Source organism: Caproicibacter sp. BJN0012 (assembly GCF_035986805.1).
Classification (GTDB): Bacteria; Bacillota; Clostridia; order Oscillospirales; family Acutalibacteraceae; genus Caproicibacter.
The window spans coordinates 516702-530441 of sequence record NZ_CP142518.1; the positions used below are offsets into that span (position 1 = coordinate 516702).

12 protein-coding genes are annotated in these 13740 nt (G+C 48.2%); 1 reads left to right on the top strand and 11 read right to left on the bottom strand.

Annotated features, from left to right (window positions below; genetic code table 11):
• Positions 1-2: 2 nt before the first annotated feature.
• The 11 genes from arsA to VA597_RS02655 all read right to left on the bottom strand — a co-directional run bounded on the left by arsA (position 3) and on the right by VA597_RS02655 (position 10752).
• Positions 3-1739 (bottom strand): arsenical pump-driving ATPase, encoded by a 1737-nt coding sequence (arsA, locus tag VA597_RS02605; protein ID WP_326975062.1) that lies wholly within the window; start codon positions 1737-1739, stop codon positions 3-5.
• Positions 1739-2134, bottom strand: a complete 396-nt coding sequence (gene arsD, locus VA597_RS02610; protein WP_326975063.1) for an arsenite efflux transporter metallochaperone ArsD — start codon at positions 2132-2134, stop codon at positions 1739-1741. Before arsD ends, arsA begins: the two co-directional genes overlap by 1 nt.
• Before the next feature lie 24 nt (positions 2135-2158).
• Positions 2159-3223, bottom strand: coding sequence for an ACR3 family arsenite efflux transporter (arsB, locus tag VA597_RS02615; protein WP_326975064.1), 1065 nt, complete (start codon positions 3221-3223; stop codon positions 2159-2161).
• 209 nt (positions 3224-3432) lie between these two features.
• On the bottom strand, positions 3433-3732 hold the full coding sequence (locus tag VA597_RS17710; protein WP_442872785.1) for a DUF2703 domain-containing protein: 300 nt from the start codon (positions 3730-3732) through the stop codon (positions 3433-3435).
• Positions 3733-3758: 26 nt separating this feature from the next.
• Entirely contained in the window at positions 3759-4094 is a 336-nt protein-coding gene (locus tag VA597_RS02620; protein WP_128741512.1) for an ArsR/SmtB family transcription factor, read from the bottom strand.
• 189 nt (positions 4095-4283) lie between these two features.
• On the bottom strand, positions 4284-5657 hold the full coding sequence (locus tag VA597_RS02625; RefSeq protein WP_326975065.1) for an IS1182 family transposase: 1374 nt from the start codon (positions 5655-5657) through the stop codon (positions 4284-4286).
• A 657-nt stretch (positions 5658-6314) separates the two neighbouring features.
• Positions 6315-7100: a histidinol-phosphatase HisJ family protein gene (locus VA597_RS02635; RefSeq protein WP_326975066.1), complete on the bottom strand. Its 786-nt coding sequence runs from the start codon at positions 7098-7100 to the stop codon at positions 6315-6317.
• A gap of 193 nt (positions 7101-7293) precedes the next feature.
• Complete coding sequence (locus VA597_RS02640; protein ID WP_326975067.1) at positions 7294-8736, bottom strand: glycoside hydrolase family 1 protein; 1443 nt, start codon at positions 8734-8736, stop codon at positions 7294-7296.
• Between the two features lie 42 nt (positions 8737-8778).
• Positions 8779-10074, bottom strand: a complete 1296-nt coding sequence (locus VA597_RS02645) for a PTS sugar transporter subunit IIC (protein WP_326975068.1) — start codon at positions 10072-10074, stop codon at positions 8779-8781.
• Between the two features lie 55 nt (positions 10075-10129).
• Positions 10130-10429, bottom strand: a complete 300-nt coding sequence (locus VA597_RS02650; RefSeq protein WP_326975069.1) for a PTS sugar transporter subunit IIB — start codon at positions 10427-10429, stop codon at positions 10130-10132.
• Complete coding sequence (locus VA597_RS02655) at positions 10426-10752, bottom strand: PTS lactose/cellobiose transporter subunit IIA (protein WP_326975070.1); 327 nt, start codon at positions 10750-10752, stop codon at positions 10426-10428. The genes VA597_RS02650 and VA597_RS02655 overlap by 4 nt, the downstream gene beginning before the upstream one ends.
• A gap of 278 nt (positions 10753-11030) precedes the next feature.
• Here VA597_RS02655 and VA597_RS02660 point away from each other — a divergent pair, with 278 nt between their 5' ends.
• Positions 11031-13715: a sigma 54-interacting transcriptional regulator gene (locus VA597_RS02660; RefSeq protein WP_326975071.1), complete on the top strand. Its 2685-nt coding sequence runs from the start codon at positions 11031-11033 to the stop codon at positions 13713-13715.
• The last annotated feature ends 25 nt before the right edge of the window (positions 13716-13740 follow it).

Genomic DNA, 13740 nt, shown 5'->3' on the forward strand with positions numbered 1-13740 from the left:
CTTTAAAGCGCCAACAGACGGTTGCCCTTGATTTCCCCGGCGCTCCGCGCAATCAGTGCAAAGTTACCGTCCGCGTGTTCATCAATCCGGTTGAGCCATCCCACCTCGCTTGCCGCTTTTGCTGCCAGCATTGGATCGACGGTGTTCGTACCATAAAGGCACTGATTCACGATCCACCATTTTGCGGCGATGCCCGCCCGCTTCAAATCGTCCTCTAAGCGCAGCGCCTCATAAAAAGGGGTCGCTTCGGGCAGGGTCACAATAAGCACCTCGGTTTCGTCGGATTTCAGCCGGGGCAGCAGCCGCTTTGCCGATTCGGGAATTTCGCCCTTGGTACGCCGGATCTCGTGGTTGTAGCTCTGCGTGGATTCCAGTAAAAGCAGGGTGTGGCCCGTGGGCGCAGTGTCAATGACCACGACCTGATCGTCGGCCTTTTCCACTTCCTCCGCAAAGGCGCGGAACACGGCGATCTCCTGTGTGCAGGGGGAACGCAGATCTTCCTCCACATAGGCGATATCCGCGTCGCTCATGCCTGACGCGCGGGCTTTGGCAAGTACTTCGGACTGATACTTTTTCAGTTCTTTGGCTTCGTCGATATGGCTCATGGAAACGCCGCTGGTTTCGTCCAGCACAAATTTCAGGTGCGCGGCGGGGTCTGTGGTGGTGAGGTGGACTCTCTTTCCGCGTTTCGCAAGGCCCAGCGCAACGGCGGCGGCAACGGTGGTTTTGCCTACGCCGCCCTTGCCCATCGTGAAAATGACGCGCTTGCCGTCCGCCGCGAGTTTGTCTATCACGTCGTTCAGCGAGGGGATGTGGACGGAATTCAGCGTTTCCGTATATGCGGTTACATGATCGGTATGCAGCAGGGCGCGCACATTTTCCAGCCCCGTGACGTTATAGGTCCGAAGGGGCACCATGAAACGAGGAAATGTCCGCAAGCCTTCCGGCATCGCGGCAAAGGCGGCACGCTGCTTTTCATACAGGCTGGAAGACAAGGCGTCGCTGTGTTCCATCAGCACGCCGTTGACAACCAGAATCTGATTGCGAACGCCCAGCGCGGAAAGCTCGCCGGAGGCCCGCTCTGCCTCCTTGAACGGTGCGGTTTCGGGGCGGGTGACGAGGATCAGTGTGGTCAGCTCTCCGTCTGCCAGCGTTTCCACGGCCTGTTTGTAGATTGCTTTCTTGCTCTCCAAGCCGGAAAGCTGGCCCAAACAGGATGCGCCGTGTGTGCTTTGGCTGATGAAATCACTCCATGCGGATGGAAGCTGGAGCATCCGAAGGGTGTGGCCCGTGGGGGCCGTGTCGAAAATAATATGGTCGTATTCCTGCTGCACCTTACCGTCTGTAAGCAAGCCGGAAAATTCGTTAAACGCCGCGATTTCTACCGTACAGGAGCCGGAAAGCTGTTCTTCCATGTTGGCGATTGCCGACTTAGGCAGTTTGCCGCGATAAGGCGCGATCACGCTTTCCCGATATTCGGCGGCGGCCTGTATGGGGTCGAGGTTCGCCGCAATTAGATTCGGGATGTCGGAGATGGGCGTTCCTTTGTTTGTCAGTTCCATCGAAAATACATCCTGTAAGTTAGAGGCCGGATCGGTACTGATCAGCAATACCCGCTTTCCGCTGTCTGCCAGCGATACTGCGGTGGCACAGGCGATGCTGGTTTTTCCAACGCCGCCCTTTCCGGTGAAAAAGAGGTACTTCGTCAGGGGAACCGCCAAGGGACGAAAAAGCTCCATCAGCAGCAGCCTCCCTTGCAACCGCAGCCGCCCGGCTTCTTCCGGGTGATTTTTACCTTTACAGGTTTGCTTTGTTTCGCCAGCATACCTTCAGGAAAGTCGAGCAGCTTCGTAAATTCCTCGTTGGTGGGGTATCGGCCTGTAATCACAATTTCGCCGTCTACCGTAACGACGGGCAAGCCTCCCGGGCCGTGGGCATTGACGTAGGCGTTGACGGCCCGGTCGGTGACAAACTCTTTCGGCGCGCTGCTGAGGTTGAAGCGTTCGACGGCCACGCCGTGCCTTTTCAGCGTGTCCAGCACGGTGGAAATACGCAGCAGTTCGGGATCAACGCCGACGCCGCAAAGTCCGGTCGGGCAGCACATGGCAGGTTCAAATATCTTCATTTTTTTCATAGCGGACAACTCCTTTTGATATGATTAGTTGTTATCAGCCGCCGGTTGGGGGAACCAACGGCGGGTTTTGTTGATAAAACGCACCAGCAGAAGCATGACCGGAACTTCGGTCAGTACACCGACCGTGCAGGCAAGCACCACCGGAGAATCGGGACCGAAAAGAGCAATCGCTACCGCTACCGACAATTCAAAAAAATCCGAGGCCGCAATCAGGGAAGCCGGTGCCGCGATGTTGTGCGGCTGCTTCGTCCATCTGCACAACAGATAAGTGAAACTGGCAGAGATCAGGTTTTGTAGAATCAGCGGAACCGCGATCAGCAGAACGTACAGGGGCTGTTCCAGAATAATGTCACCCTGGAAAGAAAAGATGATGACCAGAGTCAGAAGCAACCCTAAAGTCGTTATGCCGTCAAACTTGGGAACAAAATTTTTATTAAAATACGGTTCGCCTTTTTTCCTAATCATAAGGACGCGCGTGAGAGCGCCGCCGGCCAACGGAACAACGACGAATAAGAGGATGGAAAAGACAAGTGTACCCCAGGGAATATGGATGTCATTCACGCCGAGCAATAGTTGCACCAGCGGCACAAACAGCACGAGGATCAACAGGTCGTTGACCGAAACCTGCACAAGCGTATGGGCCGGGTCGCCTTTTGCGAGATTGCTCCACACGAACACCATTGCCGTGCAGGGCGCGGTTCCCAACAATACGGTCCCTGTCACGAAATCTTGCGCCAACGCTGCGGGGATGAAAGATTGAAAGACGACCTTCAAAAACAATGTCGCCAGCCCGAACATGAGGAAAGGCTTGATAACCCAGCTGCTGCCGCTGGATATAAGGATACCTAAGGGATGCTTCCCAACGTCCTTTATGGATTGAAAATCAATCTTCATCATCATAGGGTAGATCATAATCCAGATAAGGACAGCGATGGGGAGATTTTGGCCCGCATATTGAAACTTTTCCAAAACTGCGGGGATAGCCGGCAGGAATTTCCCGATCAGGATGCCCGCCGCCATGCACAGCAGCACCCAAATGGTCAGATATTTTTCAAAGAAGCCGATGCCCTGTGTTTTTTGTTCGCTCATATTGCATTACCCGATTCCTTCTGTAGCTCCATTTCGTCCTTGCGGGACTTGGCGATAAAGTGCGTTTCCAGATTCGCGGGAAGCCGATGGACTTCGTGCTCCGGCTCTCCCTGTTCTGGGCTATAGACTTCACGAAGAATGGTGTCATACGATAAGCTTTTTGGGCGGCGCTTTATATTTCGGTGCTTTTATATACCCATACGCGGCAGTCAACAGTATCTCCGCAAAATCCTGCAGTCCTCGCAGAGCGATTCCTTTAATTCAACGGCAATGCCATTTCCGTTTATGCGAATAGTGGGAGAGCTAATAAATCGATATGGGACTGCCAACTCCCTCGTTGCAATGTTCACCTGATTGACCTTGACCTCGTATCCGGCCGCATCCAATACGACGGCAGCATTGGAGTACTTCGTCCAAAGCCTTTTCTGTATCCTGACACCGGCCGCAAACGGTCGTGCCCAGATACAAAAAATCAATGGAAATCGGCTTTTTCGGCTGGGTCTACCCACAACAATTTCCGGAGGAACAACGATACTTACTCATTTTTATTACATCCTTTCCGGCAGTCTGTGTTTTCCCTGCAAATGCAGTTTTCCTTATCCGATGTGATGTCGTGGAAGAACTGCTGTGTTTCACTGACGGTATCTGCGTCCAGCGAGTAGTAAGTCCATTTACCTTCCTCTCTGCCTTTGACAAGCCCGCACTCGCACAGGATCTTCATGTGATGGGACAGAGTGGATTGGGACATCTCGAACTTTTCTAAAATCTTGCAGGCGCAAAGCTCGCCGCAGGAGAGCATATCCACGATCATGGCTCTCTTGGGATCGCCCAGCGCCTTGAATACCTTTATATGTTCCAGATACTTTTCCATATTGGCGCCTCACATCTATAAACTTCGATATGACTATTATATGCGCCAAATCGAAAAGTGTCAATATAAAATTGTGTTTCCTACAAAAAAAGCACTTCGGGCCAAGTTCGAGGTGTTGACAAACCCCACCATTGGGGACAAAAAAACAAATGGACCAATGCAATGGTCAAAAAAATAGCGCCTTGGGGGTTATCCCAGGCACTTAATCATTCGTTTGAGATTCAAGGCGGTCGCCGACAAGAGGCAGTGATCTTCCGCCGCCTCCATGCCTCGCCTGAACAGGCGCCTTAAGTTGTGCATCCATTTTTGGGCCGCAAAACTGCCCTCACACCAAATTTGCCGCAGGCCGAGAATACGCTTGTGGGTGGAAGCGCCGTCCGTTTCCCGCTGCCTTTTCACGGCTTCCTCAAAAATGTTCTTGCGGATACTCCGGCTTCGGTGGCTGTCGCTCACACATCTGCCGAGCATCGGACAGATACGGCAGTCCTTCCTGTCGGCCCGGTATATCCGAGAGATATTGTAGTTCTCCCGCTCAAGACTGCGCAGTGTTAATGCCTTTCCTGCCGGACAAAGGAAGCAATCCTTTTCCGCGTCATACCGAAAATCCTCGCGCCTGAACTCCACCTTGTAGGTCACCCCGCCCGTTGCTGCGGGTGTGTACAGTCGGATGCCCATATCGTCCATCGCCCGGTAAATCATGCTGGTGCCGTAGGCGCTGTCTGCACCGGCTGTTTGAATATCCAAACCCAGATGTTCCCGCATGTATTCAATGCGTCCGAGGTATGGTTCTGAATCGTTCGCATTTCCCGGTGTTACCGCCACATCCACCACGATTCCGTGAGCGGCGTCCACGCTTTGATGATCCAGATAGTGCATCCCCTCCGGTTTCCCAGGACGCTGCAGCATCCCGGCGTCCGGATCGGTGGTGCTGACCGTCTTTTGCACCTTTGAGCTTTCCTTTTTTTCACGCCCTGCGCGCTGCGGCTTGATGACGCCGGACGACTCCAGCCGCGCACGCTCCTCCGCTTCATACCGGTCCAGCCGTTCCATGTAGTCCGTTGTCTCGCGCTGGGCCAATACTTTCGTATTCGCCTTAAAGGAGGCATTCGCTTTTACATGCGTGGAATCCGTCAGAATGATCCTTCCATCCACCAGTCCCTTTTCCATGCATAGATGCAAAATATGTTCAAACAGGTGACGGAACACATTCTTTCCATGAAAACGTCTGCGCCGATTCTGGGAGATCGTGGAATGATCGGGCACCCGATCATCCAAATCCAATCCGAGAAACCACCGGTAGGCCATATTCACCTGAATTTCCTGTTCGATGCGCCGTTCCGATTCGATGCCGTACAGATATCCCACCAGCAGATATTTTACCAGTATTACCGGATCAATTCCGGGCCTGCCGTTGTCCGGGCAGTACAAATCCCGAACCTCGTCGTAGATGAAGCTGAAATCCACGGCGTTTTCCAGCTTGCGCAAAAAGTGCTCCTGCGGCACCAGATCCTCAAGGGTGACACAGTGCATTTTTATCTGTATCCCGTCTCGCTCCGTCAGCATTCCCAAACACATCCCTCTGCTTTTCCTTGCCTACATTATACCATTTTCGCCTGTCCTATTGGAGCTTTGTCAACACCTCGAACTTGGCCCGAAGTGAACAATAGCAGGATGGAAGGGGGTAGCACATGGTTAAAAACCATCGAGGGGGCGCTGGAAAAAAATATGGCGACAACTTTCGTCACTGGAATAGAGATCCGTCCAGGTCGGACTGCCGTCCAGACCGCATATGATTCCATTACTTTTATCACTAACCCCGTAAAGACGCGGGATGGAGAGCTGATCTCGACTTATATGTGCGACCCGAAAACCACCGGTGCGGAATTTCTGTTGCAAGCGGGCAAATGCTTCGCATCCAAAAAGTTGGTTATTTAAAACAAGGCCTAGTTTTTGTAGTGTGTCGGAGCGGTTAACCGTTGCCTAAATCAGCGACCGGATGTGCCGGAGCCCGAGCCGCCGTCATGGTGGGCAGTGATCTCAATCAGTTTAAGGACCGTGGGGTTACGCTGGTCGTACAGCTTCGAGATTCTCGATATCTGTAATCATGTCGATTCTTTTCTGATGGCGCCTCCTTCAAATTTCGCTCCCAGCCAGGCATCGACAATCATTTTGGCAAGTTCGGTACCGACTACGCGCGGGCACAAAAGTTTTCTCAAATAATTATAAATAGTGAAAAATCGGTTTCATTTTTTCAAAAGTGCAAAACTTTTCGAAGCCCATGTTTTTTAATTCTTCTTTCACCAGCGGGATCTTATCGCCTATATGTTCTTCTTCATGAGCGTCTGAACCTATGGAAATGAGAGTTCCGCCCAATTCTTTGTAAAGTTTAAGTATTTCTTTTGAAGGCATTAAATCCTCCAGGCCATACCGGAAGCTGGATGTATTAATTTCTATCCCTTTTCCATGTGAAATTACATGCTTTAATATTTCGGTCACAATATATTTTGTCTTTTCAAAAGGATAAACTCCTGCTTTATCATATCTTTTAATCATGTCCAAATGGCCTAATACGCTATAATCATCATATTTCTTTATCACTCTCAATATTTCATTATAATATGCTTCATTATATTCCTGTTGCGTTTTCCCATTTTGGAAGTCCTGCCTCCAAAACTCCTTATTATCTACTTGATGACAGGACAATATTACGAAATCGAATTTATATTTGCAAAAATCTTTTTGAAACTGCTCGATCGTATGTACCTGTATACCAAATTCAATCCCGAGTTTTATGACGATTTGGCTTTTGTATTTTTCTTTGCATCTTTGAAATTCTCTGATATAAGTATCGTAATTACAATTCAAATCTGTTTTTACTCCATAGTCCACATGTTCAGTAAAACATATTTCATCAATTCCTGTAGATATAGCTTTTTTGATCTCATTTTCCATCGGGCATGTCGAATCGTCACTGAAACTGCTATGTATATGATAATCAGCAAACATATATGGTCCTCCTTATCCCCTTACGCCATAAGAAAATTTTCCGAACTTAGTTCTTTAGAAGATTTCCATGGCAGACCGTTTTCTTTCAGGTTATATCGTACTGATTTTCTCAAAAGGAAGGGCAGAAACCTTGTCCTGACGGATAAAACCTCTGCCCTCTTCCAACAGACGGTGGGAGTAGTACCCCTTTTACTCAATTGTTGCTTAAATCAGCGCCGTTGGAAGCAATCACTTTTTTGTACCAGTAAAATGATTCCTTACGGCTTCTCTTAAGAGATCCCGTCCCGTCATCGTTCTTGTCGACATAGATGAAGCCATACCTTTTGGCCATTTCGCCCGTGCCGGCGCTGACCAGGTCAATCGGGGCCCAAGTGGTGTATCCCATCAGATCGACACCGTCTCCGACCGCTTCGCGCATCTGTTCGATGTGTTGCTTGAGGTAGTCGATCCGGTAATCATCCTGAACGGAACCGTCAGAATCCACTTTGTCACGCGCGCCCAGACCGTTTTCCACTACCATAAGCGGAATCTGGTAACGGTCGTATAAATGGTTTAGTAACCACCGCAGCCCTTGTGGGTCGGTTTGCCATCCCCATTCTGAAGTTTTAAGGTAAGGATTGGGAATTCCTATCATCAGATCATCGGAGTTTTTGAAGCTATCCTTTTCCTGTTGTCCCATGCAGCTTGACATATAGTAGCTAAAGGAATAAAAATCGACACAACCGTCTTTCAAGGCTTGTTCGTCAGCTTCGCTTATGGTCAATTTAATATTATGATCTGCGAAATATCGTTTTGCATACCCTGGATATCTTCCGCGTACTTGGACATCTCCTGCTAACAAATTACGGATTTGGTCAAATCTTTGGGTAATTAATTCATCTGTCGGATTGCAAGTTTTGGCATAAGCCACCATATAGTTCAACATGCAGCCAATTTTGAAATGGGGGCTAATTGTATGCCCCAACTGTACTGCTTTTGCACTGGCTACAAATTGGTTGTGCAACGCCTGAAAACGCATTTGCTCCGGATTATCTTCCGGAGTTAAAATCATCCCGCCCCCCAGATATGCTCCAAATGGCATGGTCAGGCAGTTGATTTCATTGAATGTAAGCCAATACTTTACTTTTTCCTTATAGCGATTAAAAATCGTCCCAGCATATCGGATATAAAAATCGATTAATTTCCGATTTTTCCAGCCTCCATACTTTTCGGTCAAAGCGTATGGGTTTTCATAATGTGAAATAGTGACAAGCGGTTCGATACCGTATTTCTTCAGTTCGTCGAAAACATCGTCATAGAACTGCAGCCCGGCCTCGTTCGGTTCCGCGTCGTCACCGTTCGGGAAAATGCGGGGCCAGGCGATCGACATCCGAAACACACTGAAGCCCATCTCTGCAAAGAGCGCGATATCTTCTTTGTAATGGTGGTAAAAATCGATTGCTTCGTGATTGGGGTAAAAAGCATCTTTTTCCAAAATGGGCGTAATTCGACGAGGCGTATCGACGTTTCCCCCGGTATAGTGGTCATCGACGCTTTCCCCTTTTCCGTCAAGGTTCCAAGCACCTTCCAACTGGTTGGCAGCGGTAGCGCCGCCCCAGAGGAAATTCGATGGAAAAAATGCCGTATTTTGAGCCATAATTTTTCTCCTTTCAATAAAATAACGTTTTATCTTGAGCTGTCATGCCGCAGTGTCTTCTCCCCGGTTTTCCGTCTCATAGGCCTTTTTCTCCAGCTTTTTAAACGGAATGGAATAAATTGCGACGGAAACGATGACAAGCACTACCTGCAGGACAGCAATCCGCCAGCTTCCCTCCAAAATGCCGGAGAAGATGATTGGCGTTGGCCACGGAATCTGAACGCCGGAAAGCCTTGGGACCAGCCCGATTGCCGTTGCGACATAGGCGATAGTGGCGGTGATAAGCGGCGTCAAAATGTAAAACGGACCGATGACCGGGTTAAGGACCACTGGCGTTCCGAATGTAATCGGTTCGTTAATGTTGAAAATAGCGGTTGGCAGTGCAAGGCGGCCCAGCATTTTATACTGCTGGCTCTTTGCGCGGAATGCCATCAGCAGGGTCAGACCGATGGTGACCCCCGCGCCGGAGAAGATGACGTAGCAAACAAAGAACTGCCAGCCTATGATGTTTGGCAGCGGCTTTCCCGCCTGGTATGCCGCCATGTTCTGCATATCAAGCGATAGGTAGAGCGGCATCATAATCCCTTGGAGGACAATATTGCTTCCGTGCAGGCCGAAGAACCAAAGAAAACCGACTGCAAAAGTCACGACCATCATGGCGCCGTATGAGTTGCTTAATCCTTGGAGGGGCGTTTGCACGAGTGTGTAAATGAACTGATCCAGACTGCCAAACGGGGTTAATTTGAAAATGGAAGCAACGACCAAGGCTAGAATGGACGTAACAAAGCCTGGGATCAAGGCGTTGAAGGATTTTGAAACTGCGGGAGGGACGCTGTCCGGCATCTTGATTGAAAACCCTTTTTTCTGGCAGAAGACGTAAACCCTCGCGGTGAGCAACCCGATTAGAATGGCGACGAACAAGCCCTTGGCTCCAAGCCAGTCGAACGAAATGAAGTCGGTCGCTACGTTGTTAATTTTAATTTTCGATAGCGGCGTGACGATAAAAAAACAGATCAGAGCAAGAATTCCAGCCATAACGCCGTCCTCCTTGAATTGATAAGCCAAGTTATAGGCTATGGCGAACACGGCCAGCACCGCCATGATATTGGTCGTGAAATCTATGGGAATATTCAGAATCTCGGTGATACCGTGGGCGTTGATAAAGTCCGTGTATGCGGATACCGGAAAGTTGGCGAGCAACGTGAACAGGGACCCGACGATGATTGGGGTCATGATGAAAATCATGCCGTTTGAAACTGACTTTATGTACTTGTTTTCCGAGAACGCCCCCATTTTAGCCTGGATGCTATTTTGAGTCTTATCTGACAATAACTTCATTACAGTTCCCCCCTAAAACTTTAACAGAGTAAAATTCTGTATAAAATAATCCTTCTTAAAGATCCAGCGCCTGTTTCAGGACTTTTTCACCGTTCATCATGCCATAGTCGACGCTGTTGATGACGGCTACCTTGATTCCCATTGGCTCATACTGTGCTTTCATTTTGCTGAGCGTGTAGCTAACCTGCGGACCAAGAAGCAGAATATCTGTCTCACCTGCGTACTTTTCAAAATCGTTCTCCGGGACAGCTTGGACTTTTACGCTCAGATTCTCCTTGATTGCCGCCATGTTCATCTTTGAAACCAAAAGGCTAGTTGACATTCCGGCGGCACAGGCCAATGTGATTCTTGTCATAATACTTTACTCTTCCCTTCATGTTTTGAAATTTTCTCATACAGATCCACGAATTCTCTCGCAAGATCGATTACCGTAATAGCATTCATCAGATGGTCCTGCGCGTGAGCCATAAGCATGGTTATTTTTTCCACATTTCCATCCGCCTCCTCCTGAATCATATCTGTCTGAAATTGATGTGCTTTTGCTAGATATTCTTTCGCCTCCTCCAAGTATTTTCTCGCTTTAGAAATCTCGCCATTTTTCGCAATGCCGATTGCCTCCATCGCTTTGCTTCTGGCATCACCGCTGTTTACGATCAATTGCATTGTAATTTGTTCCATGGTCATAATTATCATCACCTGTCTTATTGTTTTGCCTTTCTCATAGCATGAATCGTGCCAAAACACAATTATTGCGAATTTTCCAATCATCGCGATAACGGTTTGAATACGGAAAGTCAATGTGTTTTATCGATTTCCTAATATAAAACACTTTTTCGGCAAAGCTAAAACACATTCGACATACAATCGTAAATTCATGTTTGACTTTTTATAAAAAGTAGATATAATTTGTTTAACTATTCATTTTGGGGGCGCCGGAATTGAGACGGATCGATCTTGTGGAAAAATCGCTGGTAAAATTGTCTGCGGAATCAGGAGTTACAGCAGGCGATCTGGCTATCAGTCTAGGACTGTCACGCGCAAACGTAAGCGGTGATCTCAACCGTCTCTGCAAAGAGGGGAAAGCGGAAAAATACGGATCAAAACCGGTCTATTATCGGATTCCTGAAGGAGGCGCAAGTTTGAATGCGGATAGCCTTTTGAACGTGTTTGTACATAAAAATCACAGCCTGTTCCATTGTGTGGAACAGGCAAAGGCCGCTGTACTTTATCCTCCGCACGGGATGCATATGCTGCTGTTTGGTGAAACCGGCGTGGGAAAATCCATGTTTGCGGAACTGATTTATCGATATGCCCATGAAAACGGTTCTCTGGATGGACCGTTTATCGTCTTCAATTGTGCGGATTACGCGGATAATCCACAGCTTTTGGTCAGCCAACTGATGGGCACAAAAAAAGGCGCCTATACGGGCGCGGATGCAGATAGACCCGGGCTATTGGAAAAAGCTGACGGCGGCGTTCTGTTCCTAGATGAAGTGCATCGCTTGCCGCCGCAAGGGCAGGAGATGCTGTTCACTTTCATTGATAAAGGGGTGTATCGCCGTCTCGGAGAAACGGACGCGGAACGGAAGGCATCCGTCTTGATGATCTGTGCGACCACAGAAAATCCTGAATCCAATTTGCTGAAGACTTTTGTCCGTAGAATACCCATGATCATTAAAATTCCAAATTTAAGCGAACGCAGCATAGACGAAAGGCTGAATCTGATCAGTGACTTTTTTCGGAAAGAATCTGCCCGCTTGGGCAAGCCCATCTCTGTTTCCGTCAATACAGTCCGTTCCCTGCTCAGCTATCGATGCCCAAACAACATCGGACAGATGAAAAATGACATTCAGATCATCTGTGCGAAGGCATATTCTGACTATATATCTGGCAAAAAAGACGATTTGAATATCATAAGCCATGACATTCCGGAGTATATCCGGGAAGGCCTTTATCTTGAAACGACGCATCGGCAGATATGGAATCGCTTTGTCGGGATTAATAAAAGATTTTGCGTATTTGACAGTAAGGTGGAAAGCCCTCTGCTGGAAGACGAGGAGAAAGACGAGAATATTTACGAGCGGATTGACAGCCATATGCAGGAATTGAAAAAAATCGGCGTAGATGACGATGGAATTGCAAGGGAAATTAATAAAGATATTTACGCCTATTTTGAAAAATATACGCAGACTTCCGATCAGGATCTTTCCAATATTAAAAACCTTGTCGGAATGGATGTCGTTCTGGTCGTAGATCAAATATTGTCGGAAGCAGAGGAAAAACTGGTCCGTGATTTTGGCAGCAATATTCGATACGGCTTGGCCGTACATATCTATACCGCCATTGGTCGTATCCGGCAGGGACATAAGATTGTGAATCCACAGATGAATGAAATCCGTAAAAATCTTCCCCGTGAGTTTTCCGTTGCCTTGGATTCTTTAAAAATCATCAATAAAAAACTTGATGTTGATATGCCGATAGACGAGGCAGGATTCCTCGCTGCATTTTTTGATCTTAGCCATTTTCAGCACGGCGCAAAAGTGCTGGTAGTCGTGATTGCACACGGAGCTTCCACCGCTACTTCCATGGCGGAGGCGGCAAACCGGCTGCTTGGCATGAACTATGTAATCGGAATGAATGCGTCCTTGGATGAAAACCCTCAGAAGGTATATCTGCGCCTCAAGGATCTGGTAAAAAGCCGTCCGGAGAGCTCAGGGGTCCTTCTCCTCGTGGACATGGGGTCGCTGATGAATTTTTCCCAGGACCTTCAAAAGGAATTGGGGATTCAGACGAAGGCAATTGCTTTGGTCAGCACACTGCATGTCATCGAGGCCGGCCGAAAGGCTTCCATGGGATATTCGCTGGATTATGTGTATCAGGAGGCCCGGAACATAAACGACCAAATTTATTCGGGTACATCTGTAGCGGTCAAGGAACAACTGACAAAAGCATTCATCGTTACCCTCTGTACCACAGGCGAGGGCAGCGCTGCCCTGCTGAAAAATGTTCTTGACAGCCAGTTGGATTACCATCGTTCGCTGTGCGAAACTATTGCGTTGAAACTTACGGACAAGGAGGATATCGAGGCCCGACTGGCTGCGATTAATAGGATAGGAAAAGTTCTCTGTGTTGTGGGCACTTTTCCGGTAAATTTTCCCGTCCCTTATTTCAACCTGGCAGATGTTTTGGAAGGCAGCGCGATACCGAAGATTCAAAAACGAATTGATCAAGAGGCATTTTGGGGGAAAGTCCAGGATACTCTTTCAACCATGTTGAAGAATGGGGGAAATGAAAATATCTTTTTGCAGGTGCGTGCCGTAATCGAAGCGGTAGAAAAGCAATCCGGGTACCAACTGGCTTCTGATGTGATGGTTGGTGTTTTATGCCATATGAGCTGCATGGTCGATCGTTTAATTGAGAATGAGCCAGTCGGAAAATTTCCCAATAAGAGAGCCTTTATCAAGCAGAATTTGAAATTTTATAACTTGGTGAAGAATTGTTGTGTCGCTATGCAGAACTATTTTTCCATAACAATTCCGGATGATGAAATATGTTATATTATTACATTTTTCGTATCAGGAAACTGTGCTATAGAGGATTTAACGGAAATGCGTGAAACTGGCACGGAAAATGCTACATAAAACAACGAAACACATTTCAAAACAG

Coding starts and splice junctions, on each gene's coding strand:
- arsA (WP_326975062.1), bottom strand. CDS start 1,739: ATGGAGCTTTTTCGTCCCTTGGCGGTTCCCCTGACGAAGTACCTCTTT.
- arsD (WP_326975063.1), bottom strand. CDS start 2,134: ATGAAAAAAATGAAGATATTTGAACCTGCCATGTGCTGCCCGACCGGA.
- arsB (WP_326975064.1), bottom strand. CDS start 3,223: ATGAGCGAACAAAAAACACAGGGCATCGGCTTCTTTGAAAAATATCTG.
- VA597_RS02620 (WP_128741512.1), bottom strand. CDS start 4,094: ATGGAAAAGTATCTGGAACATATAAAGGTATTCAAGGCGCTGGGCGAT.
- VA597_RS02625 (WP_326975065.1), bottom strand. CDS start 5,657: ATGCTGACGGAGCGAGACGGGATACAGATAAAAATGCACTGTGTCACC.
- VA597_RS02635 (WP_326975066.1), bottom strand. CDS start 7,100: ATGTTTGCTGATTATCATATACATAGCAGTTTCAGTGACGATTCGACA.
- VA597_RS02640 (WP_326975067.1), bottom strand. CDS start 8,736: ATGGCTCAAAATACGGCATTTTTTCCATCGAATTTCCTCTGGGGCGGC.
- VA597_RS02645 (WP_326975068.1), bottom strand. CDS start 10,074: ATGAAGTTATTGTCAGATAAGACTCAAAATAGCATCCAGGCTAAAATG.
- VA597_RS02650 (WP_326975069.1), bottom strand. CDS start 10,429: ATGACAAGAATCACATTGGCCTGTGCCGCCGGAATGTCAACTAGCCTT.
- VA597_RS02655 (WP_326975070.1), bottom strand. CDS start 10,752: ATGGAACAAATTACAATGCAATTGATCGTAAACAGCGGTGATGCCAGA.